Consider the following 21828-nt stretch of genomic DNA (forward strand, 5'->3'; position numbering starts at 1 on the left):
GGGCTCACGCGGTGTCTCCACGGCGCAGCAGGTGCGCCATCGTGCGCTCCAGCGCGAAGCGCTCACGGTACACGCGCGACGCTCGCTCTCCCTGGACCCGGCGCTCCTCCTCGTGCTCCAACAGGTGCTCCGCGAGCGCCAGCAACGCGCTGGGTGACGCCTCGTCCGCGAGGGCCACCGGCCGCAGTTCACGCCACAGCGGTTCGCTCAGGTGCCCGGTGTGGGTGACGATGGGCAGGCCCAGTCCCAGGCCGGCCATCGCGCTGCTGCGCCGGGCGCTGATGCCATCCGGGTAGGGCTGCAACATCAGCTCCGCCGCGCGCAGGTGCGCGGCCACGGCCTCCGGTGCCAGTCCGTCCCTTGCATGGAGCCTGCGGGCCAGCGCGGGATGCTTGCGTGAGAGCGCTTCACACCAATCCTGGCTGCCTCGTCCCAGCAGCAGCGCCTGCCGTTGTTCGTCCCGCTGCAACAACGGCACGAGCACCGCCTCCAGCCCCCCCACGATGGCTCCGCCATACGTGCCGAAGTGCGCCACCGTCGGGCCGCCTCCCAGCGCCTCGCGCACCGCGCTCACGGCCTCCACCGGGACGTCGAGCGGCAGGGGGCTGGGAATGGGACACCACCGGGCCTGGCTTCGCAGCGGCTCGGGCAGATGATCCGCCCAGGTGGGGATGGAGACGTAGGCGCGCTCCACGCCGAGCGCCAGCGTGCGCAGCATCACCCGCGTGACCCCCGCGAGCACCTGGTGCTTCCACGGCGCGCCGGGACTCCACGGGTACACCGCCTCGTGGAGGAACAGCGCGCGCTCGTCCTGCCGCCTCGCCGCGAACCAGGCGCAGAACGGCACGTTCATCGCCTTCAGCCCGAACGCGTGCGGCACGTACTGGAGCAGCAGCCTCCGAGGGCCGGGCGTCGCGTCCAGCTCGCGTGTCAGGCGCACCAGCCCCGGCGGCGTGAAGATTCCGGGCCACCGGTGCACGGTCACGCCCTGATCATCCGTGACGCCGTCCGCGCCGGACGTCCAGACGTGCACCGTCTCTCCCTCCTTCAGGAGGGCGTGGGCGATGCTCCGGGAGTGGTCGGAGACGCCGCCGGGAGCGGGCGGGTACTCCCCCGTCAACAGGTGCCACGCGCGGCTCACGGAGGGGCCCGCCTCGCGCGCAGGTGCTGGACCACGGCGCGCAACTCGCCCAGGAGCGACAGGCCGCGCCGCGTGGCCTCGCGCGCGAGCACCAGCGCGGTCAGCACCCCGGCCCCCACCAACGCCTGCACCAGCAGCCCGCCCTGTCCCGTCGCGAGCCGCGAGAAGCCCAGCGCCAACGCGAGCAGCGCGCCCACCGTGAGGAACGGCTCCATGACCTCGAACTCGAGCCGCGAGAGGTGCGGGTTGCGGCGCGACACCAGCCGCGCGGTGACCCACAGCTCCGTCAACGTGACGGCCGTCGCGCTCACGCCGACCCCGACGATGCCCCAGTGCATCACCGCCAGCGCGCCCAGGCCGAAGCGCAGCACGCTGGAGGTGGTGGCCACGTACATCCGCTCCCTCGCGTGGCCGCTGGCGTGCTGCTGCGAGTGCAGCAGGCCCTGCACCGCCTGCATCGACGCCTCGATGGTGAACCACTGCACCAGCGCGGACGCGAGGCTCCACCGCTCGCCGAACACCACCGGGATGAAGGGCGGCAGCGCGATGACGCCGAACGGAATGGCCAGGCACAGGAGCGCGCTCACGCGCCGGATGGACGTGCGCAGGTAGTCCGCCAGCGCGACCGTGTCCTGCTGCATGCGGCTGTAGGCCGGATACGCCACGCGGGTGAGGACGCTGCTCAGCGCCAGCGGCACGGAGGCCAGGGCGCTCGCCCAGTTCACCAGGCCCACCGCGTCCTTGCCCTCCATGCGCCCCACCACCAGCGGAATCCAACCCTGGAGCGCCGCGGGGATGATGCCCGTGAGCTGGAACCAGATGCCGAAGGACAGGAGGCGCTTGACGATGTCCCACCGGAACGCGCCCCGGGGCCGCCAGCCCGCCGCCGCCCAGAACATCACCATCCCCAGCCCGCCCCGCATCAGCCCACCGCCGATGAGCGACCACGCGCCGCAGTGCAGCCAGGCCAGCAGGATGGTGGTCGCCGTCTGCGCGATGCCCTCGATCAACTCGATGCGCGCGAGCGCCGGGAAGCGCAGCTGCCGCTCCAGCATCATGATGGGGATGACGCGCAGCGAGTGGAAGAACAGCCCCAGCCCCATCACGCTCACCATGGCGGCGCCCGAAGGGCCCAGCTCATAGGAGCGCGACAGCCACGGCGCGAGCAGCAGGATGACGCCCACGATGAGCACCGTGAACGCCTGGTGGCTCCAGAAGGCGGTGCTGATTTCATCCTGCGTGGGTTCGTGCTGCTGGCGCACCAGCGAGGCGCTGAGCCCCAGGTCCCCCAGGAACGCGCCCATCGCGGCGGTGAAGGCCACGATGGCGAACGCGCCGTAGTCCCCCGGGAACAGCAGGTGCGACAAGGCGAGCGAGCTCACCACGCGCAGACCCAGCGAGCCGAGCGTCCGCAGGCCCAGGGCGATGATGGAGCGCTGCGCGCGGACCTTCACGTCCGAGGTGTCCAGGGGCTGGGCCTCGGGGGCGTCCGGCGCGGGAGGGGGACGGCTGCTCATGGGAAGGCGGGGCGCTCCACGGAAGACACTCCGCCGGAGCCTATATGCGCCCCCGCGTCCGGCGAACAGGGGCTCGCGGAGGAGGGCGCCCCACGTCCTGGAAGGAGGGCCCGCATGCCACCCCGAGGAGCGGGCGGGCGGCCGCGGGGTGCCCGGCGCGGCGGCCCGGGCCGCGACCGCGCTGCGCAGATTGTGCCGCGTGCGGCCACCGGGGCCGCGAGCCGCGGGGGCGTGACATGGCCGATGCGTCAGTGAAGAACGGGCACCGTGTGGGGAACGGGACTCCGGCAGACAAGGCCCGCATCTGGGGAGGCATCGACCTGGGGGGCACGAAGATCGAAGCCGTCGTCGTGGACGCGCGCGGCGAGGTGCTGGGCCGCGCCCGCCACATGACCCCCGCGACGGGGGGCCCGGGCGAGGTGGTGAAGGAGCTCTACGGCACGCTGGACGAGGCCTCGCGGACCGCGGGCGTCAAGCCCGTGAAGCTCGCCGGCGTGGGCGTGGGCGTGCCGGGCTCGGTGGACGCGAACACCGGCATGCTGTCGCACACGGCGAATGTCGCGGGCGGCTGGGACGCGCCGTATCCCCTGGCGTCGGACCTGGGCGACCTCGTGGGCGGGAGCAAGGTGGTGCTGGGCAACGACGTCCAGGTGGCGGTCGCGGCCGAGTACAAGCTGGGCGCGGGGCGCGGCTACCGCTCGGTGCTGGGCGTGTGGTGGGGCACGGGCGTGGGGGGAGGCCTGGTGCTCAACGGCGTGCCGTGGCGCGGGCAGGGCTCCGCTGGGGAGATTGGCCACATGGTGGCGAAGCCCAACGGCGCGCGCTGTGGCTGCGGCCGGCGCGGCTGCCTGGAGGCCTACGCGGGGCGCGCGTGCATGGAGCGCAAGGCGCGCGCGGCCGCGAAGAAGGGGGAGAAGACCGTCCTCTTCGACATCATGCGCGAGAAGAAGCGCACGCGCCTGTCCAGCGGCGTCTGGGCGAGCGCGCTGAAGCAGAAGGATCCGCTGGCGACGCGGCTCATCGAGCGCGCCATCGACATGCTGGGCGCGACGCTCGCCTCCGTCATCAACCTGCTGGACGTGGAGGCCATCGTCCTCGGTGGCGGGCTGGGGTCGCGGCTGGGCCCCCTGTACCTGGGCCACATCCAGGACGCCATGCACCCGCACCTGTTCATCACGGAGCGCAAGCCCGCGATGCGCATCGCCGAGCTGGGCGACCTGTCCGGCGCCATCGGCGCTGCTCTGCTCGCCGGCCCTCGGATGTGAGCTATGAAGCGCGCGCATGCGCGTGCTCCTGGCCATCCACCACCCGCTGTCCCAGGACCTGGGCGCTCCCGGCGTGACGCTCGCGCTGGGCCGCGCGCTCCAGGCCCGGGGCTGCGCCGTGGACTTCTACAGCTACGGCGAGGCCTTCCCCGGCGTGGAGCGCCTCACCGCGCTCCACAACCTGCGCTTCCCGTGGGTGCTCTCCGCGCACCTGGCCCGCGCGGCGCGCCGCTATGACGTGCTCGACGTCACCACCGGGGACGCGTGGCCCTGGGCCCAGGCGGGCCGCCCCGGCGCCGCCCGCCGCCACGCGCTGGTGACGCGCAGCCACGGCCTGGAGCACTCCCTCTCCCGGCGGATCCGCGCCGACGCTCGCGAGGGCCGGCTGCGCCTGAGCTGGAAGTACCCGCTGTACCACGGCGGCTTCCGCCTCTGGGAGGTGGAGCGGACGCTGCACCTGGCGGACCACTCCATCCTCCTCAACGAAGGCGACGCCGTCTTCGCGCGCGAACAGCTGCGCGTCCCCGCCTCGAAGCTGAGCGTCATCGGCCACGGGCTCGACGCGGCCTTCCACGGCCTGTCCCTGCCGGCGCCGCCCGCCGAGGGCCCCTTGCGCCTCGCGATGGTGGGCTCCTTCCTCCCGACCAAGGGCATCGGGGACGTCATCGCCGCCGCGACCCGGCTGCGGGCCGAGGGGCTCGCCTTCACCCTGACCCTCTACGGCACCGGCGTCCCCGAGCCCGAGGTCCGCGCCGCCTTCCCGGCGTCGCTCCAGCCCCAGCTCCACGTCGTCCCCCGCTACGCGAACGCGGCGCTGCCCGGCCTGCTCGCGCGCGAGGAGGTGCTCCTCTTCGCCAGCCGCACGGAGGGCTACGGCATGGCGCTGGTGGAGGCCATGGCCGCCGGGCTCGTGCCCGTCTCCACCCCTGTGGGCGTGGCGCCCTCCGTCGTACACCCCGGCCGCACGGGCCTGCTCTTCCCCCTCGGGGACGTGGACGCGCTGGTGGCCTCGGTGCGCGAGCTGGCGGCGGATCCGCCCCGGCGGTACGCCCTGCGCCGCGCGGCCCAGGCGGAGGTGCGGGGACTCACCTGGTCCGACATCGCCGCCCGGACCCAGGCCCTCTATGAAGAGGTCCTGCGAGGCCGGGCTGACAGCAGGTAGTCAGGCGCATCGTTCCAGCCCCGTGACGTCGGGACATTGACGTGCCGCTCGGGGGGCCGTCACGATGCGGGGCGGACGCTCCTCTCGCATGGTCACCTTCTTCGTCGCCTTCCTCGTGTCGCTCCTCGTGGCGCTCGTGCTCACGTGGCGCGTGCGCGAGCGCGCGCTGGCGTGGGGCTGGCTGGACCCGGTGAGCTCCAGCCGCAAGGTGCACGTGCGGCCCATCCCGCGGCTGGGCGGCATTGGCATCGTGGGGGGCTTCTTCGCGCCGCTGTGCGCGCTGTTCCTCGTGGACTCGGGGGTGGGGGACCAGTTCCTCGCGCAGACGTCGCTCATCGTCGGCCTCTTCGTGGGCGGCGCCATCATCGCGGGGCTGGGCTTCTACGACGACCTCAAGGGCGCGGGCGCGAGGCTGAAGTTCTCCGTGCAGTTCGCGGTGGCGCTGGGCCTGTACGCGCTGGGCTTCCGCATCGAGGTGCTGGCCAACCCCTTCGGCGCGGAGCTGACGCTGGGGCTCCTGAGCCTGCCGCTGACGGTGCTGTGGGTGGTGGGCGTCATCAACGCGCTCAACCTCATCGACGGGTTGGACGGGCTGGCGGGCGGCGTCGCGTTCTTCGGCGTGGGCACCCACCTCCTGCTCGCGCTGATGCGCGGGGACGTGCTGCTGTGCCTGCTGATGGTGTCGCTCGCGGGCGCCATCCTCGGGTTCCTGGTGTTCAACTTCAACCCGGCCTCCATCTTCATGGGGGACACGGGCAGCATGTTCCTGGGCTTCGTGCTCGCGGCCGTCTCCATCAAGACGTCGTCGAAGAGCGGCACCGCGGTGGCGCTGCTCGTGCCGGTGATGGCGCTGGGCCTGCCCATCATGGACACGCTGCTGGCCATGGTGCGCCGCTCGATGCTGGGCAGGCCCATGTTCAGCGCGGACAGGGAGCACATCCACCACCGGCTGATGAGCCGCCTGCTGCTGTCCCACCGCACCACCGTGCTGGTGCTCTACGCGCTGTGCACGCTGTTCATGGTCACCGCGCTGGCGCTCCACTTCGCCAACAGCGTGCAGAGCGCGCTGCTGCTCAGCGGCATCGGCGTGGTCATCATGGTGCTGATGCGCAAGCTGGGCTACCTGGACATGCTGCGCCACATGGACGTGCTCCAGCAGACGCGCCAGCGCAACCTGGAGCTGCGCTCGCTGGTGCGCTCCGTCACCGCCGCGGTGCGCGCGGCCGGCTCGTTCCAGGAGGTGTGGAGCGCCGTCCGCCCGCTGTCCGCGGGGCTGAGCCTGTCCGCGCTGGAGCTGCGCCTGCGCCGCCCGCACGAGGACGCGAGCGGCGGCGTCGTCTTCGAGTCCCAGCACCCGGGGGCCGGCGCCGGGGCCGCGCTGGAGGTGCGCCTGGACGTGAAGGAGGCGGACACCCCGCGCGGCGCGCTGCGCCTGGTCTGGCGCGACGGCCGGGCCGCCATCGACCGGGACGAGGAGCTGGCCCTGGAGGTGGTGGCGGACGCGGTGGCGGAGCGCGTGGGCCAGCTCGTGGCGCTGGAGGCCGCGGACCCCGCGCGCATCATCGCGCTCCGGCGGTGAGCCCATGAAGGACGCCCTGGCCCTGCTGACCCTGCTCCGGGCGTGGCCCGAGGCGCCGGCCGCTCCTTCGCCCCTGGACGCGGGCGCCTGCGACGCGCTGGTGAAGGCCGCCGTGCGCCATGGGCTCGCGGGCTTCGTCGAGCACTCGCTCGCGAAGGCGGGCTGGACGCTGACGCCGGAAGCGGGAGCGCTCCTCACCCGCGAGGCCCGCTCCGCCGCGGCGCGGGGCATGCGCGTGCGGTCGCTGCTGTCGCGCAGCCTGACGGCGCTGGCGGCCCTGGGCGTGACGCCGGTGCTGCTCAAGGGCTACGGGCTGGCGCGCAGGCTCTACCCGGAGCCGCTCCAGCGCGCGACGCACGACGTGGACCTGCTGGTGCCGCGCGCGCGGGTGCTGTGCGCCGTGCACGCGCTGGAGGGCATGGGGCTCGCCACCCGGGCCGGCGACGTGGACCGGGACGACGCGCACCACGTGGAGCTCACCGGCCCCGACGGGCTGGTGGAGCTGCACTACCGCGCGCTCGCGGGCTACGGCCTGGCGCTGGAGGGCGACGCGCTGGTGGCGCGGGCCGTGGACGCGGCGCTGGACGGCCAGCCCGTGCGCTACCTGAGCCCCGAGGACGAGGCCGTGTACCTGGCCCTGCACGCGAGCAACCACCTGCTGCAGCGGCTGGCGTGGCTGCTCGACCTGAAGCTGCTGGCGCGGGCGCACCCGCGGCTCGACTGGGACCGGGTGGTGACGCGCGCGCGGCGGACCGGGCTGCCCCACCTGGTCTGGTACGCGTGGGACGCCGCGCACCGGCTGCTCGACGCGCCCGTGCCGCCCTGGGCCCTCAAGGCGCTCGCGCCGCCCCGGTGGCAGCGCGCGCTGGCGACGCGGCTGTTCTCCGGGCCCCGGCTGGTGGGCGCGGACCTGGCGCGCCACAAGCCCGCGTGGGTCGCCGCGAAGCTGGTCCTGGCGCCCCGGGCCCGGCCCATGGTGCGGTACGCGCTCCGGCGGCTGCGCGGCGCCCGGCCGCCTCCCGCGGCGGGGGCGGAGCCAGGAGCGCCACGGCCCGTCCGCTCGCCCGCTGGAAGACGGTGATTGCGGCGGGCGGGTCCGGCCCATTAAAGGTGCCGCACCATGGCGCCTGGCCTCCTCGACATGTTCAGGGTCCTGTCCTCCTTCGACCCGCCGCGCGGCAAGCTCAAGGGCGCGCCGTGGGAGGCCTACGTCGACTGGGCCATCTCCCAGGGCCTGGCGCCGCTCGCGGCGTACAACCTGGAGTACCGGATGGGCGGCGGCGAGGCGCCGGAGTGGGCCCGCGACCGGATGATGTCCATCTACACCGGCTCCGTGAACGACAACGTCATGAAGCTGGTCCACTTCAAGCGCATCGTGGATCAGCTGGAGGGCCGCAAGCTGCTGCTCCTGGGCGGCGCGGCCTTCGCGGAGGCGCTCTATCCGCACGTGGGCTTCCGGCCCGTGCTGGACATCCAGGTGCTGGTGCGCCGCATGGACGTGGACGGCTTCGCCGGCTACCTGTCCAACCACGAGTTCGTCCCGGAGCCGGACACGACGAACAGCGGCGCGGTGCGCGTCGTGTCCGACGGCCGCACCCCCATCCACCTCTACGCGGACGTGCTGGGCGCGAACCGGCGTGAGCAGTTGGCCGGCATCTTCGAGCGCGCCCGCCCCATGAAGGTCTACGGCCAGTCCGTCTTCCGCCCGGAGCTGGAGGACGTGCTGCTGCTCACCGCGCTGGACCAGGCCCACCACGGATACGACGTGCCGTGGCTGTCGTTCGTGGACCTGCGCGAGCTCGTCACCGGCGCCACCTGGATGGGCGGCGTGTACTCGCGCCCGCTGGACGTGCCGGCGCTCCTCGCGCGCGCGGAGGCGTTCGGGCTGGAGCGCGCGCTCTACACGTCGCTCTCCATCGTGGCGCGGCTGTTCCCGGAGGCGGAGGCGCAGGCCACCGCCGCCCTGCCGCCGCTGCGCCGCGCGACCCGCGAGCTGCTGGACCGGGGCGTGGTGGGTCCGGTGAGCACCCCCGGACGTTCCTCCGCCCTGCGGGGTGTGGACCGACTGCGCCGCCTCCTCACGGGGCGATAAGGCTGTCTGGCCGCTCGGCGTCCTGCGCGCCCGGGCTTTCTTTCAGTGCGCGGGTCGGCGTATGAGTTCATGACGCCACCTGTCGAAACCAGGACACTGAAAGAATGCGCATTGCCATTATCGGATCGGGCTATGTCGGACTCGTCGCGGGCACCTGCTTCGCGGACTCGGGCAACGACGTCGCGTGCGTGGACATCGACGAGCGGAAGATCCGCATGCTCCAGGATGGACAGATCCCCATCTACGAGCCGGGCCTGGAGGAGCTCATCCGCAAGAACGTGAAGGAGAAGCGCCTCACGTTCACCACGAACCTGGCCGAGGGCGTGCAGAACGCGCAGGCCGTGTTCATCGCCGTGGGCACGCCGGAAGGCGAGAGCGGCGAGGCGGACCTCCAGTACGTGCTCGCGGCGGCGCAGGCGGTGGGCCGCGCGATGAAGCAGTACACGGTGGTGGTGGACAAGAGCACCGTGCCGGTGGGCACCGCGGACAAGGTTCGCGAGGCCATCGCGAAGGTGACGGACGTGGAGTTCGACGTCGTCTCCAACCCGGAGTTCCTCAAGGAGGGCGCCGCGCTGGATGACTTCTTCAAGCCGGACCGCGTCGTCATCGGCGCGGACACCGAGCGGGCCCGGGCCATCATGGGGGAGCTCTACGCGCCGTTCGTGCGCACGGAGAACCCCATCCTGTTCATGGACACGCGCTCCGCGGAGCTGACGAAGTACGCGGCCAACGCGATGCTCGCCACGCGCATCTCCTTCATGAACGACATCTCCGCGCTCTGCGAGAAGGTGGGCGCGGACGTGGACTTCGTGCGCAAGGGCCTGGGCGCGGACAAGCGCATCGGCTACCCGTTCCTCTTCCCGGGCGTGGGCTACGGCGGCTCCTGCTTCCCCAAGGACGTGAAGGCGCTCGTCACCACGGCGCGGGAGTACGGCCTGGAGCTGGACCTGCTGCGCGCGGTGGAGCGCACCAACGAGCGGCAGAAGAAGCTGCTGGTGAGCAAGGCCGTGAAGCACTACGGGTCGCTGGAGGGCAAGAAGTTCGGCGTCTGGGGCCTGGCGTTCAAGCCGAAGACGGACGACATGCGCGAGGCGCCCTCCATCGAGGTCATCGAAGGGCTCATCGGCAAGGGCGCGTCCGTGATTGCGCACGACCCGGTGGCCGCGCACGCGTCCAGGCGCGTCTTCGGCGACCGCATCCGCTACGCGGACCTGCCCTACGACGCGCTGGAGGGCGTGGACGGCCTGTTCGTGGTGACGGAGTGGAACGAGTTCCGCCACCCGGACTTCGACCGCATGAAGAAGCTGATGAAGTCGCCGGTCGTGTTCGACGGCCGCAACATCTTCCAGCCCGCGCGCATGCGGGAGCTGGGCTTCACCTACTTCGGCATCGGCCGTAAATGAAGCAGCGGTCCGGAGGCTCGCTGGATGCGCTGACAGGGCTGCGCTTCCTGGCGGCCCTGCACGTCGTGTTGTTCCACTTCGGCACCCCGTGCATCCAGGGCGTGGCGCCGGAGTGGATGGTGCAGGCGGTGGCCTCCGGCTACGCGTCCGTGGGGGTCTTCTTCCTCCTGTCCGGCTTCGTGCTCGCGTACAACTACGTGGACGCGGCCGGCGGGATGCAGACCCCACCCCGGGCCTTCTGGAGCGCGCGCGTGGCGCGCGTCTATCCGGTGTTCCTCCTGATGTTCCTGCTGTCGGCGGTGGCCACGGCGCAGGGCTCGCTGGCGGCGAACTCCGTGCCGGTGGCCGCGGCGAAGCTGACCACGGCGGGGCTCACCACGCTGCTGCTGCTCCAGTCGTGGGTGCCGAAGCTGGCGCTGTACTGGAACCCGCCGTCCTGGTCCGTGTCGGTGGAGGCGTTCTTCTACGCCGTGTTCCCCGCGCTGGCCGGGCGGCTGGAGCGCTTCCGGGGCGCGCGCATGGCGGCGGCCCTCGCGGGCGTGTGGCTGCTGGGGCTGCTGCCGCCGGTGCTCTACATGGTGCTGCGGCCGGACGGGCCGGGCACGTTGAGCGCGGCGTTCGGCGGGACCTGGCTGGCGGTGGTGAAGTTCAATCCGCTGATGCGCCTGCCGGAGTTCCTGCTGGGCGTGCTGCTGGGGCTCGTCTTCGTGCGGGAGCGGGCGGCGGCGGCGCCCCGGCGCTCCGGCGCGGTGATGGCGCTGGCGGGCGCGGCGCTGCTGCTGGTTGGCTTCTCGCGGGGCGCGTCGATTCCGTATCCGCTGATGCACAACGCGCTGCTGGCGCCCGCGTCAGGGCTGCTGGTGTACGGGCTGGCGCGCGGCGGGGGGCCGCTGGGGCAGGTGCTGGCGCGGCCGTGGCTGGTGCACCTGGGCGGGGCCAGCTACGCGCTGTACCTGTTGCAGTACCCGGTCAGCGAGCTGGTGCACTGGATGCAGCGCTTCGTGGACCTGTCGTCGCCCACGCGCTTCCTGGCGGCGCTGCTGGTGTTGCTGGTGCCCGCGTCGGTGGCGGTGCACCGGTGGGTGGAGACGCCGTGGCGCACGCGGGTGCGGCGCGGGCTTCAGCCGTGGGTGGAGGGCACGGCCGCGCAGGCGGCTTCGGCGCGAGTGGCGCCAAGCGCCTGAGCCTCGCGACCGCCCGCCGTCAGCGGGCGAGGCCGCAGGCCTTCTTGCCTTCCTCGGTCTCGATGGCGCGGCAGTCGCAGCCGTCGAGCCTCGCCTCGCAGACGGCCTCGTCCTCGGCGGTGGGCTCCACGCGGCCCTCATTGTCGGCGGCAGTCTGTTGGCAGGCCTGCTTCTCCACCGAGTTCAGGGCGCACTCGCAGAGCTTCTCGGACAGCTCGCGGCAGGCGCTCTTGCACGCGGTGAGTCCGGAGAGGGAGGCGCAGAGGACGGCGGCGGTGAGGAGGAGGCGACGCATGGGGTCGGGCGAAGATGCCAGATGGTTCCCCGGATGCAAGCGGTGTCCCCGGGGTCGCGTTCATTCGGGTCCTGAACGGCCGTGCCCGGAGAGGAGGCGTCCAGGCGTCCGGGGGACGGGCCGCGGAGGCCCACGAGGAGCGTGACATACTCCCGCGCCGCGCATGGCTCCTGGCTCCCACCGCGTCTCCCGGTACACCGTCTACGCGGAAGTGGCGCTCGCGGCATTGGTGCTGCTGGGGCCGGTGGCGCTCGGCGGCGCGGCGCGCTGGGTGTCCTGGCCGCTGGGCTTGCTGTCCGGGGCCGCGGCGCTGCTGGCCGTCGTCGGGGCCCGGCGCCAGGGGAACACCCTCCGCGTGCCGCTCCTGGCCGCGCCGCTGGTGGGGGGCGTGGCGCTGTGCGCGCTGCAGCTCGTGCCGCTGCCACCGGGGCTGCTGTCGTGGGTGAGCCCGGAGGCCGCGGCGCTGCGCGCGGACGTGCTCGTGCCGCTGGGGCTCACGGGCTGGCGCCCGGTGTCGCTGGAGCCCTCCGCCACCTGGCGTGAGCTGGCGAAGCACCTGGCCTCCCTGCTGACGTTCGTCGCGGCGGCGCAGGTGTGCCGTGCGCGCGCGTCGCGGCAGCGGCTGCTCTCGGCGCTGGCGTTCACGGGCGCGGCGGTGGCGGCGGTGGGGCTGGGGCACGCGCTGTTCGGCGTGGAGACGCTGTTCGGGCTCCGGGCGTACGTTCATGCGCGGCCGCCGCTGGTGACGCCGTTCGGCAACCCCAACCACCTGGCGGGCTTCCTCGGGCTGTGCTCGACGGTGGCGGTGGGGCTCGCGCTGTCGAAGCAGCCGCGCGCGCGCGCGTGGCCCTTCGCGATGGCGGCGCTCGTCTCCGGCGCGGGCGTGCTGCTGTCGCTGTCGCGCGCGGGCATCGCGTTCTTCGTCTTCGGGCAGGTGCTGCTCGCCGCGTGGCTGATGAAGCAGCGGCGCGAGGCCCGCACGCCCGCGAGGCCCGCGTGGGGGCGGGGCGCGGCGGTGCTGCTGGGGCTGCTGGCCACGGTGTCGGTGGGCGCGTACCTCGCGGCGGATCAGCTGTGGGCGGAGGCGCGCACCGTGGACGGCGTGGAGTCCCTGCGCCACGGCAAGATGGAGCCCTGGCCGATGATGGCCCGCGCGGCCCGCGCCTTCCCGGTGCTGGGCATGGGACGCGGCGCCTTCGAGGCCGCCTTCCCGCGCTACCAGACCGAGCCCAACCCCAACACCTTCACGCACCCGGAGAACGCGGTGCTCCAGGTGGCGGCGGAGTGGGGCGTGCCGGGGCTGCTGCTGCTGGGGCTGGGCGGCTGGGCCTTCGTGAAGCGCGTGCGGCGCGAGGACCACGGGCCGGTGGAGCTGGCGGCGCTGTCCGGCGTGGCGGCGCTGGCGCTGCACAACCTCTTCGACTTCAGCCTGGAGCTGCCCGCGTGCGCGGTCGCGGTCGCGGTGGTGCTGGGCGCGGTGGCCCGGCCCCGCGAAGCCGAGCGCCTGGCCGCGCATCGCCCCAGGATGGGCGCGCTGTCCGCCCGTCCGGCGCTGGTGCTGGCGTCGGGGCTCACGGCGGTGATGCTCGTCGCGCTCGTGCCGGGCCGGCGGCGGATGGCGGACGCGGAGGCCCTGCTGGCGGAGCGCGTGGCCTCCCGTGCGCCGGGCGCGGAGGTGCGCGCGCTGGGGCTCTCGCTCATCGACGTCCACCCGGCGGACTACCTGCTGTACCGGTTGATGGCGATGGCCTCCGTGTCGAACGGCGCGGCGGGCGCGAAGGACGCCTTGGCCTTCGTCAATCACACGCTGTACCTGCGGCCCCTGGACGCGCCCGCGCACCGCGTGGCCGCGCGGGCCCTGCTGCACCTGGGCCGGCGCGAGCAGGCCTTCCTGGAGTACCGGCTCGCGCATGAGGCCGGGGACACGCGCGTGTTGCCTGGCGAGGCGATGCCCAGGGCCCGCACGGTCGAGGAGCTGAAGACCCTCACGCCCGAAGCCCCTGGACAGGTCGTGGAGCTAGCGGAGGCGCTGCTCGCCGTGCCCTCGCGTCGAGCCCTGGGCCTGGCCTGGCTCGCCTGGGCGCGCGAGCACTTCGAGGGCCGGCCCGAAGCCACCGCGCTGTGGATGCTGGAAGCGCGCGGCCGCCTGGCCCAGGGCGAGCTCCCCGCCGCGGAGGCCGCGTGCGCGGAGGTGGAGCGGCGCGCTCCGGACGCGCTGGCCACGCACCTGCTGCGCGCGGACGTGTGGCGCGCGCAGGGGAGGGGCGCGGAGGCGCTCCAATCGCTGGAGGCGCTCGCGCGGCGCTTCCCCCACGACGTGGAGCTGGCCTTCACGCTGGCCACGCGGCAGCAGGAGGCCGGTCTCACGCGGAAGTCCCGGGACACGCTGGCCGCCGTGGCGCCGTCCCTGACCGACCTGCCTCAGCGCGCGCGCCTGATGTCGCTGGAGGCGGACAGCTTTGAAAAGGAGGGCCTGCTGGCCCGTGCCCTGGAGCAGCGCCGCTCGGTCGTGGGGCTGCTGCCCGGCCCAGAGAGCCACTTCGCGGTGGCCCGGTTGCAGGAGCTGCTGTCGCGCTACGACGCGGCGGCGCGCTCGGTGCACGAGGGGCTGCGGCTCATGCCGTTCAATGACGCACGGCGCGCGGAGGGGGAGGCCTGGGCGGCGCGGCTGGAGGAGCGCGAGCGTGCGCTCCAGGACGCACACCAGGACAAGGCGCTGCTGGAGGAGGCGAAGACGCGGGACCTGCGACCGCCGGGCGCACCCGCGCTCAGCGACGTCCCCGCGCCATGACGGCGTCAGGCCGGAGCGCCGGAGTCTTCGAGCGGCGAGCCGTAGGCGGGCTCCTGCTCCTCCCGCGGCAGCGGCTGGATGAAGGACGCGACCAGGGGCCACTCCAGGCGCGCGAAGTCCTGGAAGCGCATCTCCAGGGCCTCCTCGTGCGAGCCCGCGCGGAACAGCAGCCGCTCGTTGACGCTCAGGGCTTCATCCATCGCGACAGGCAGGCCGTACAGCTCTCCGAAGGGAGGCTCCGCGCCCGTCTCGCAGCCAGGGAAATGGTCGGTGAACTCGGACTCGGCGGCGAGCCGCGCGGTGCGGACGCCCAACGTGTCTCGGACCTGCCGCAGGTCCACGGTCGACATCGCGGGCACGACCACGATCCAGGGCTGACGGTCCGCCAGCACGATGACGGACTTGGCCACGCGCCGGCCGGGCACGTTGAGTGCGTCCGCGAGCTCCATCGCGGTCACCGCCCGGGCGTGGGCATATCGCTCGAAGGGGACGCGGTGCCGCCGCAGATAGCTTTGAATGGCTTTCGGAATCATGGGGGACCTCACCTCCTCAGGCGTTCAAGGTGTGTCCGGACGACGCGAGCGGCCAATCGCCATTCAAGCAGGGCGGCCGTGGCCGCCTGCCCCCGTCCGGTGCGCCGGGGGGCAGGCAGGCGGGGCACTCCGGGTCACCGCTGGAAGTCGTACACGCTGCCCAGCTTGAGCAGGCGCGTCAGCTCGTCGAGCGCGGTCATCGTCTCGCGGGCGAGCAGCGGGTCCCGCACGTCGTCCGGCTTGAGCACGTCGCGGTAGTGCTTGCGCACCCACGCGGCCAGCGTCTCGTGCAGGGCCTGGGAGTAGAAGACGTCCGCGGTGATGGCCGCGCGCTCCGCGTCCGTGAGCGTGATGCGCTGACGCAGGCACGCCGGGCCGCCGCCGTTGTTCATGGACTGCCGAACGTCCAGGTAGTGCACGGCCTTCACCGGGTTGTCTCCGGCGACGACGCGCTCCAGGAAGGCGCGGGCGGTGGGCGTCTCGCGGCTCTCGGTGGGCGCGATGATGGCCATGGTGCCGTCCGGCAGCGACAGCACCTGCGAATTGAACGGGTACGCGCGCACCGCGTCCTTCACCGGCAGCTCGGCGTCCGTGGCGACCTCGAAGCGGAAGGCGTCCCCCAGCTTCTCGCGCAGCGTCTGGAGGAGCTTCGGGTGCTCCACGAACGCCAGCGCGTGCAGCATGAGGAAGCGCTCGTTGCCCACCGCGAGCACGTCCGTGTGGAACGCGCCCGCGTCGATGCCGTCCGGGTGCTGCTGCGGCAGCAGCACCTGCTCCGGCGCCAGCTGGTGCAGCCGCGCCAGGGCCTGGCTGGACTCCAGCGTCTGGCGCGCGGGGAAGCGCCGCGGCCCCTGCACGTCCTGCCACGCGCTGCGCCCCCAGGCGAGCAGGTGCACGGCCTTGTGGCCCGGGGTGAAGAGGCGCGTGTGGTTGGCCGCGCCCTCGTCCGCGAAGTGCGCGCCGCCCGGCAGCGGGGCGTGCACCTGGAAGTGCTTCGCGTCCGCGAAGATGGCGCGCAGCACCGCGTGCGTGGTGTCCGCCTCGATGGCGCGGTGGAACATCTGCGTGAGGTTCGCGGGCGTCAGGTGCACCCGGCCGTCCGCGGTGTCCGCCGACGGCGCCACCGTGGCCGCGTTCGCCGTCCACATGGCGGAGGCGCTGGAGGTGAGGCGCAGCAGGTGCTCCGCGTCGCGCGCGGCGCGGGTGATGACCTCCTCGTCGGAGCCCGTGAAGCCCAGAGCGCGCAGGGTGCGCAGGGAGGGGCGCGGCTGGGGCGGCAGCACCGCCTGGCCCACGCCCAGCTCCGACACGAAGCGCATCTTCTCCAGCCCCTGGAGCGCCGCCTCCCGGGGGTGACTGGGCTGGCCGCCGTGGTGCTGTGACGCCAGGTTGCCCGGCGAGAGGCCGGCGTAATTGTGGGTCGGGCCGATGAGGCCGTCGAAGTTGTATTCGCGCATGGGATATGGAGACGCGTCGTGGAGCGTCCTCCTTTAACAAAGCGCCTCAAGCGTTACCTGCGCTACCTGCTCATCGCAGGGATGTTGCGCCTGCTCCAGTTCCTGTCCCTGGACACGGCCCGCGCCCTGGGCATGACGCTGGGCGGCTGGGCCTACGCGCTCGCGGGCGGGGAGCGCAGGAAGGCGCTCAAGTCGCTGGCCCGCGCCTTCCCGGAGCGGACGGACGCGGAGCGCGACGCGCTCGCCCGTGGCGCCTTCCGCCACCTGGCTGCCGCGGCCCTGGAGGTGGCCTCCACGCGCGCGCTGGACGCCGGGCTGGAGGCCCTGGTGTCCTGGCCGGACGCGGACCGCCGCGTGCTGGAGGCCGCGCTGGCGAAGGGGAAGGGCGTCGTCTTCGTGTCCGGCCACGTGGGCAACTGGGAGCTGCTCGCCCGGCGCGTGGCGAAGGCGGGCTACCCCAGCCAGAGCATCGCGAAGGAGACCAGCGACCCGCGCCTCACCGCGCTGGTGGAGGACTTCCGGGCGAAGGGCGGCGTGCGCAGCATCTGGCGCGGCCAGGAGGGCGCGGCCCGGGCCATGCTCCGCGCGCTCCGCGGCGGGGAGATCCTGGGCATCCTCATCGACCAGGACACCCGGGTGCAGTCCGTCTTCGTGCCCTTCTTCGGGGCGCTGGCGGCCACCCCGCGCGCGGCGGCGGACCTGGCGCTGCGCACCGGCGCGGCGGTGGTGGTGGGCTTCTGCCAGCGCGACGGCGCGGGCTACCGGCTCACCATGGAGGAGGTGCCGCACCCGGATGGGACGGAGCGTGAAGCCGCCGTGCAGGCCCTCACCGCCGCCCTGTCGCAGCGCATCGAGGCCGCCATCCGCAGGGCTCCCGAACAGTGGGTGTGGATGCATCAGCGCTGGAAGACGCGTCCTCCCGAGGACGTTCCCCCGGCCCTGGCTGACGCACCGCCCGACCCGGCGCGGTGATAAGGAGGGCCTCGTGCCGCGCCTGCTTGCCCTGACCTTCCTGGGACTCCTCGCCACCGCCTGCTCGCCGCGCCATCCGGCCCCGGGCGCCGGGAACGAGCCGCGCCCGGACGTGGTGCTGGAGGGCGCGCGCCTGCGCTCCTACGAGGGCGACACGCTCCAGGTCTCCGGCACCGCCGCGCGCGTCCTCTACCGGCGCGCGGGCGGCGAGGTGCAGGCCACCGACGTCGTCGTGCGCCTGCCTCCTGGCAAGGGCTCGCCGGCTTCCCAGCAGGCGGGCACCACCATCACCGCGCCGAATATGGACGGCAGCCTCGCGTCCAAGCGGTGGACGGGCACCGGGGGCGTCGTCGTGCACACGGGCGAGGGGCTGGTGGCCCACACGCCCCGCCTCACCTACGACGCGGACGCGCGGCGGGCCCATGGCGATGAGGGCGTGACGATGAAGGGCCCCGACTACCAGATGCGGGCGGACCGCTTCACGCTGTCCGCCGCGGACCAGACGTTCACCTTCGAGGGCACGGTCCAAGCCGTGCTGGGTGGAGCGACGGAGTGATTGAGTTCCTCGTGATGGCGCTGTTCCTGGCGCAGCCCACGTCCCCCCAGGCCGCCGCGGCTCCCGCGCCTGGCGCCCCGGCCGTCGCGCAGGCCACGCCGACGGCGAAGCCCGGCGCCCCCGCCGCCACGCCGGCCGCGAAGCCTGGCGCCCCCGCCACCGCGCCCGCCGCTCCAGCCCCGGCCACTCCGCCGCCCGCGCCGGGCACGTCCCTGGCGCCCGTGGGCCTGCGCAACCCGGTGGACCTGTCCGCGGACCACGTCACCGGCGACCGCAACCAGGCGGTGCTCACCGGCAACGTGGTGGTGAAGCACCAGACCATGGACATCCGCTGCGACAAGATGACCGGCTACTACAACGCCACCCGACAGGTGACGCGCGTGGTGTGCGCCGGCAACGTGCGCGCCGTGGACGGCGACCGGCAGGCCCGGGGCGAGCGCGCGGACTACGACGTGCCCTCGGGCGTGCTGGTGGTGACGGGCTCCCCGGAGGCCCGCCAGGGCAACACCTACCTGACCGGCACCAAGGTGCGCCTCATCCTGGGCAACGAGCGCCTGGAGGTGGAGAACGCCCGCATCCTCGTCGACTCGCCGGCCACCACGCCCCTCCCCGGTACCCGCAAGAAGGCCCCCGCGCCCAAGCCCACGGGCGGCACGGCGCCATGAGCGACGCGAAGCTGTTCGCCGAGGGGCTCCAGAAGTCCTTCCGCCGCCGCCAGGTGGTGCGCGACGTGTCCTTCAATGTCGCCCCCGGTGAGGTAGTGGGCCTCCTGGGCCCCAACGGCGCCGGCAAGACGACGAGCTTCAACATGGTGGTGGGCCTGGTGACGCCGGACGCGGGCCGGGTGCGCGTAGGCGACGAGGACCTCACCCACCTGCCCATGCACCGCCGCGCCCGCCGGGGCGTGGGCTACCTGCCGCAGGAAGCCTCCGTCTTCCGCAAGCTCACGGTGCGCCAGAACTTCCTCGCCGTGCTGGAGCTCCAGAAGGGGCTCACCGCCCAGGACCGCAAGCAGCGCGCGGACGCCCTCCTGCAGGAGTTCGGCCTCTCCCACGTCGCCGAGTCCTGGGGCGAGACCCTCTCCGGCGGCGAGCGGCGGCGCGCCGAGATCGCCCGCAGCCTCATCCCCGCCCCCCGCTTCATCCTCTTCGACGAGCCCTTCGCCGGCGTGGACCCCATCAACGTGGGCGACCTCCAGCGGCAGATCCACCTCCTGCGCGAGCGGGGCCTGGGCATCCTCATCACCGACCACAATGTCCAGGACACCCTGGGCATCTGTGACCGGGCCTACATCATCGCACAGGGGCAGATCCTGGAAGAGGGGACCCCCGAGCAGATCGCCGGCTCGGCCCGCGCCAGGGCCGTCTACCTGGGAGACCGCTTCCGTCTCCAGGCCCCATGAAAACCCGCTCTCTCTGTGCGCCTCCAGATGCTCGCGGTGAAGTTGGCCCCGCTTTTGCGTCGACGTCTGAACATCTGCCAGGCAGGCAGGGGTTGGCACAACCTGTCGGATTTCCAGCGGATTTTTGACACTGCAAATCAGAAACCATGCGCTGGGGCACTGGACGTGGCCGGGGGGCCTTGTTAGGTTGGCACGGTCCTTGATTGGAACCTCCAATCAGGTGGCACGCAAGCCTTCTGGAGACGCCCCCACATGGCGATGGAACTCAAACAGAGCCTGAAGCTCGCCCAGCAGCTGGTGATGACGCCCCAGCTGCAGCAGGCCATCAAGCTCCTCCAGCTCTCGCGCATGGAGCTCCTGGACCAGGTCCGCGAGGAGATGGAGCAGAACCCCCTCCTGGAGCAGCCCGAGGAGGGCATGCCCGGCGAGGTGGCCGACAAGGAGCCCGGCGAGGCCTCGCTCGAAGCAGACAACACGGAAATCGCGCGAGACGTGGACCTGCCGTCGGCGACGCCGGAGACCGCCCAGGAGTTCAAGGCGGACGGCGAGGGCCCCCCGGAGATCGACTGGGAGTCCTACCTCAACAGCTACCAGTTCAACGAGCCCACCACCGCCTCCAACAAGGGCAATGTGGCCACGGACGACCTGCCGTCGTTCGAAGCCAACATGGTGAAGAAGGAGGACCTGGTCGACCACCTCCAGGAGCAGCTGGGCACGCTGCGGCTCAACGAGGCCGAGCGCCGCGTGGGCGTGCTCATCCTGGGGAACCTGGACGACGACGGCTACCTCAAGCTGCCGGAGGTGGAGGGCGACCCGCTCATCCGCCTGGCCAACGAGGCGGACGTGCCCATGCACGTGGCCGAGCGCACCCTCCGGCGCATCCAGAACCTGGAGCCCCGGGGCTGCGGCGCGCGCGACCTCCAGGAGTGCCTGCTCATCCAACTGCAGGCGATGAAGGACCCGAACGCGGCGCTGCTGGGCCTCATCATCAAGCGGCACATGAAGTACCTGGAGAGCAAGAACCTGCCGGCCATCGCCAAGGACCTCAAGGTCACGTTGGAAGAGGTGGTCGCGGCGGCGAAGCTGCTCCCGAAGCTGGACCCGCGGCCGGGCCGCAACTTCAGCGGGGATGACGCGCAGTACATCACCCCCGACGTCTTCGTCTACAAGCTGGGGGACGACTACACCGTGGTCCTCAACGACGACGGCCTGTCCAAGCTGCGCATCTCCGGCATGTACCGGAACGCGCTCAAGACGGGCGCGGTGAGCCCCGGTCAGACGAAGGAGTTCATCCAGGACAAGCTGCGAAGCGCGATGTGGCTCATCCGCTCCATCCACCAGCGGCAGCGGACCATCTACAAGGTCACCGAGAGCATCGTGAAGTTCCAGCGGGACTTCCTGGACAAGGGCATCGCGCACTTGAAGCCGCTCATCCTGCGCGACGTGGCGGAGGACATCGGCATGCACGAGTCCACCGTCAGCCGCGTCACCACGAGCAAGTACGTGCACACGCCGCAGGGCATCTTCGAGCTGAAGTACTTCTTCAACTCGTCCATCGCGCGCGTGTCCGGCGAGGACACGGCCAGCGAGGCCGTGAAGCATCACATCAAGCAGCTCGTGTCGCAGGAGGACCCGCGCAACCCGTACTCGGACCAGAAGATCGTCGAGCTCCTGCGCGCGCAGGGCACCGAGATCGCCCGCCGCACGGTGGCCAAGTACCGCGAGGTGCTGGGCATCCTCCCCAGCAGCAAGCGCAAGAAGTACTTCTGAGCCGTCCGCCGCCGCCGGCCCTGCACGCCAGGGCCGGTTTGGGGCATGAAGCGGTCCATGGACCCCGTGCTCCCCTCCGATGTCGGCGTTCCCCGCCGCGACCCCGCGCCGCTCGTCGTCCCGCCCGTCGTCCTGGAGGGGCGGGCGGCGCGGCTGGAGCCCCTGCGCCTGGACCACGTGCCCGCGCTCGCGGCGCTCTGCGAACCCGAAGTCTTCACCCACTTCTCCCGCGTGCTGCGCACGGAGGAGGACGTCGCGGACTACGTCTCCGCCGCGCTGCGGGCGGCCGCCGCGGGCACCGAGCGGCCCTTCGCCATCATCGAGCGGGCGAGCGGCGAGGTGGTGGGCACCACGCGCTACATGGAGATCTCCCGTGAGCACCGGACGCTCGAGATCGGCTCCACCTGGCTGGGCCGCCGGGCGTGGCGCACGCGGGTGAACACGGAGTGCAAGGCCCTGCTCCTCACGCACGCCTTCGAGGCGCTGGGCGTGATGCGCGTGCAGCTCAAGACGGACCGCCGCAACGCGCGCTCCCGGGCGGCCATCGAGCGCCTGGGCGCTTCCTTCGAGGGCATCCTGCGCCACCACATGCTGGTGCGCGGCGGCGTGGTGCGGGACAGCGCGTACTACGCGTTCATCGACACGGAGTGGCCCGGCGTGAAGGCGCGGCTCGAAGGACTGCTGGCGCGGGAGTGATAGGGTGCCGGGC

19 protein-coding genes are annotated in these 21828 nt (G+C 72.7%); 14 read left to right on the forward strand and 5 right to left on the reverse strand.

Annotated elements, in window-relative coordinates:
- Window positions 1–4: 4 nt before the first annotated feature.
- Entirely contained in the window at window positions 5–1141 is a 1137-nt protein-coding gene (locus tag U8525_RS03460) for a hypothetical protein (protein WP_374261105.1), read from the reverse strand.
- The gene (locus tag U8525_RS03465) at window positions 1138–2658 is read right to left on the reverse strand and encodes an oligosaccharide flippase family protein (protein ID WP_374261107.1); all 1521 of its coding nucleotides are present in this window, start codon (window positions 2656–2658) and stop codon (window positions 1138–1140) included. Before U8525_RS03465 ends, U8525_RS03460 begins: the two co-directional genes overlap by 4 nt.
- Before the next feature lie 236 nt (window positions 2659–2894).
- On the opposite strand from U8525_RS03465, the gene U8525_RS03470 reads away from it, so the two are divergent.
- From U8525_RS03470 to U8525_RS03500, 7 genes are all read left to right on the forward strand, one after another.
- Entirely contained in the window at window positions 2895–3923 is a 1029-nt protein-coding gene (locus U8525_RS03470; RefSeq protein WP_374261110.1) for an ROK family protein, read from the forward strand.
- A 16-nt stretch (window positions 3924–3939) separates the two neighbouring features.
- On the forward strand, window positions 3940–5085 hold the full coding sequence (locus tag U8525_RS03475; protein WP_374261112.1) for a glycosyltransferase family 4 protein: 1146 nt from the start codon (window positions 3940–3942) through the stop codon (window positions 5083–5085).
- 88 nt (window positions 5086–5173) lie between these two features.
- Window positions 5174–6664: an MraY family glycosyltransferase gene (locus U8525_RS03480; RefSeq protein WP_374261115.1), complete on the forward strand. Its 1491-nt coding sequence runs from the start codon at window positions 5174–5176 to the stop codon at window positions 6662–6664.
- 4 nt (window positions 6665–6668) lie between these two features.
- The gene (locus U8525_RS03485; RefSeq protein ID WP_374261117.1) at window positions 6669–7745 is read left to right on the forward strand and encodes a nucleotidyltransferase family protein; all 1077 of its coding nucleotides are present in this window, start codon (window positions 6669–6671) and stop codon (window positions 7743–7745) included.
- 39 nt (window positions 7746–7784) lie between these two features.
- The gene (locus tag U8525_RS03490) at window positions 7785–8756 is read left to right on the forward strand and encodes a nucleotidyltransferase family protein (protein ID WP_374261119.1); all 972 of its coding nucleotides are present in this window, start codon (window positions 7785–7787) and stop codon (window positions 8754–8756) included.
- A 104-nt stretch (window positions 8757–8860) separates the two neighbouring features.
- Window positions 8861–10159 (forward strand): UDP-glucose/GDP-mannose dehydrogenase family protein, encoded by a 1299-nt coding sequence (locus U8525_RS03495; protein ID WP_374261122.1) that lies wholly within the window; start codon window positions 8861–8863, stop codon window positions 10157–10159.
- Window positions 10156–11343, forward strand: a complete 1188-nt coding sequence (locus U8525_RS03500) for an acyltransferase family protein (RefSeq protein ID WP_374261125.1) — start codon at window positions 10156–10158, stop codon at window positions 11341–11343. The genes U8525_RS03495 and U8525_RS03500 overlap by 4 nt, the downstream gene beginning before the upstream one ends.
- A gap of 19 nt (window positions 11344–11362) precedes the next feature.
- Here the strand turns inward: U8525_RS03500 and U8525_RS03505 are convergent, their stop codons facing one another.
- Window positions 11363–11638 (reverse strand): hypothetical protein, encoded by a 276-nt coding sequence (locus U8525_RS03505; RefSeq protein ID WP_374261127.1) that lies wholly within the window; start codon window positions 11636–11638, stop codon window positions 11363–11365.
- Window positions 11639–11801: 163 nt separating this feature from the next.
- Here U8525_RS03505 and U8525_RS03510 point away from each other — a divergent pair, with 163 nt between their 5' ends.
- Complete coding sequence (locus U8525_RS03510) at window positions 11802–14429, forward strand: O-antigen ligase family protein (protein ID WP_374261129.1); 2628 nt, start codon at window positions 11802–11804, stop codon at window positions 14427–14429.
- A gap of 5 nt (window positions 14430–14434) precedes the next feature.
- Here the strand turns inward: U8525_RS03510 and U8525_RS03515 are convergent, their stop codons facing one another.
- Window positions 14435–14962 carry an aminoacyl-tRNA deacylase gene (locus tag U8525_RS03515; protein ID WP_374261132.1) on the reverse strand — a complete coding sequence of 176 codons (528 nt, stop codon included), beginning with the start codon at window positions 14960–14962 and terminating at the stop codon, window positions 14435–14437.
- Between the two features lie 134 nt (window positions 14963–15096).
- Complete coding sequence (gene astB / locus U8525_RS03520; protein ID WP_374261135.1) at window positions 15097–16419, reverse strand: N-succinylarginine dihydrolase; 1323 nt, start codon at window positions 16417–16419, stop codon at window positions 15097–15099.
- 18 nt (window positions 16420–16437) lie between these two features.
- On the opposite strand from astB, the gene U8525_RS03525 reads away from it, so the two are divergent.
- The 6 genes from U8525_RS03525 (at window position 16438) to U8525_RS03550 (ending at window position 21815) form a co-directional block, all read left to right on the forward strand.
- Entirely contained in the window at window positions 16438–17391 is a 954-nt protein-coding gene (locus U8525_RS03525; protein WP_374261137.1) for a lysophospholipid acyltransferase family protein, read from the forward strand.
- A 13-nt stretch (window positions 17392–17404) separates the two neighbouring features.
- Window positions 17405–17947: an LPS export ABC transporter periplasmic protein LptC gene (gene lptC / locus U8525_RS03530; protein ID WP_374261140.1), complete on the forward strand. Its 543-nt coding sequence runs from the start codon at window positions 17405–17407 to the stop codon at window positions 17945–17947.
- Window positions 17944–18612 (forward strand): LptA/OstA family protein, encoded by a 669-nt coding sequence (locus tag U8525_RS03535; protein ID WP_374261142.1) that lies wholly within the window; start codon window positions 17944–17946, stop codon window positions 18610–18612. Before lptC ends, U8525_RS03535 begins: the two co-directional genes overlap by 4 nt.
- A complete protein-coding gene (lptB, locus tag U8525_RS03540) occupies window positions 18609–19349 on the forward strand; it encodes an LPS export ABC transporter ATP-binding protein (protein ID WP_374261145.1) in 741 nt (246 codons plus the stop codon). Before U8525_RS03535 ends, lptB begins: the two co-directional genes overlap by 4 nt.
- Before the next feature lie 252 nt (window positions 19350–19601).
- Window positions 19602–21119 carry an RNA polymerase factor sigma-54 gene (gene rpoN, locus U8525_RS03545; protein ID WP_374261148.1) on the forward strand — a complete coding sequence of 506 codons (1518 nt, stop codon included), beginning with the start codon at window positions 19602–19604 and terminating at the stop codon, window positions 21117–21119.
- Between the two features lie 57 nt (window positions 21120–21176).
- On the forward strand, window positions 21177–21815 hold the full coding sequence (locus U8525_RS03550) for a GNAT family N-acetyltransferase (protein WP_374261151.1): 639 nt from the start codon (window positions 21177–21179) through the stop codon (window positions 21813–21815).
- Window positions 21816–21828 lie beyond the last annotated feature (13 nt).

Source organism: Corallococcus sp. RDP092CA, assembly GCF_041903675.1.
Lineage (GTDB): Bacteria > Myxococcota > Myxococcia > Myxococcales > Myxococcaceae > Corallococcus.

Excerpts from the sequence above, each read along its gene's own strand:
- U8525_RS03465 (WP_374261107.1), bottom strand. The coding sequence starts at position 2,658 with ATGAGCAGCCGTCCCCCTCCCGCGCCGGACGCCCCCGAGGCCCAGCCC.
- U8525_RS03470 (WP_374261110.1), top strand. The coding sequence starts at position 2,895 with ATGGCCGATGCGTCAGTGAAGAACGGGCACCGTGTGGGGAACGGGACT.
- U8525_RS03475 (WP_374261112.1), top strand. The coding sequence starts at position 3,940 with ATGCGCGTGCTCCTGGCCATCCACCACCCGCTGTCCCAGGACCTGGGC.
- U8525_RS03480 (WP_374261115.1), top strand. The coding sequence starts at position 5,174 with ATGGTCACCTTCTTCGTCGCCTTCCTCGTGTCGCTCCTCGTGGCGCTC.
- U8525_RS03485 (WP_374261117.1), top strand. The coding sequence starts at position 6,669 with ATGAAGGACGCCCTGGCCCTGCTGACCCTGCTCCGGGCGTGGCCCGAG.
- U8525_RS03490 (WP_374261119.1), top strand. The coding sequence starts at position 7,785 with ATGGCGCCTGGCCTCCTCGACATGTTCAGGGTCCTGTCCTCCTTCGAC.
- U8525_RS03495 (WP_374261122.1), top strand. The coding sequence starts at position 8,861 with ATGCGCATTGCCATTATCGGATCGGGCTATGTCGGACTCGTCGCGGGC.
- U8525_RS03500 (WP_374261125.1), top strand. The coding sequence starts at position 10,156 with ATGAAGCAGCGGTCCGGAGGCTCGCTGGATGCGCTGACAGGGCTGCGC.
- U8525_RS03505 (WP_374261127.1), bottom strand. The coding sequence starts at position 11,638 with ATGCGTCGCCTCCTCCTCACCGCCGCCGTCCTCTGCGCCTCCCTCTCC.
- U8525_RS03510 (WP_374261129.1), top strand. The coding sequence starts at position 11,802 with ATGGCTCCTGGCTCCCACCGCGTCTCCCGGTACACCGTCTACGCGGAA.
- U8525_RS03515 (WP_374261132.1), bottom strand. The coding sequence starts at position 14,962 with ATGATTCCGAAAGCCATTCAAAGCTATCTGCGGCGGCACCGCGTCCCC.
- astB (WP_374261135.1), bottom strand. The coding sequence starts at position 16,419 with ATGCGCGAATACAACTTCGACGGCCTCATCGGCCCGACCCACAATTAC.
- lptB (WP_374261145.1), top strand. The coding sequence starts at position 18,609 with ATGAGCGACGCGAAGCTGTTCGCCGAGGGGCTCCAGAAGTCCTTCCGC.
- rpoN (WP_374261148.1), top strand. The coding sequence starts at position 19,602 with ATGGCGATGGAACTCAAACAGAGCCTGAAGCTCGCCCAGCAGCTGGTG.
- U8525_RS03550 (WP_374261151.1), top strand. The coding sequence starts at position 21,177 with ATGGACCCCGTGCTCCCCTCCGATGTCGGCGTTCCCCGCCGCGACCCC.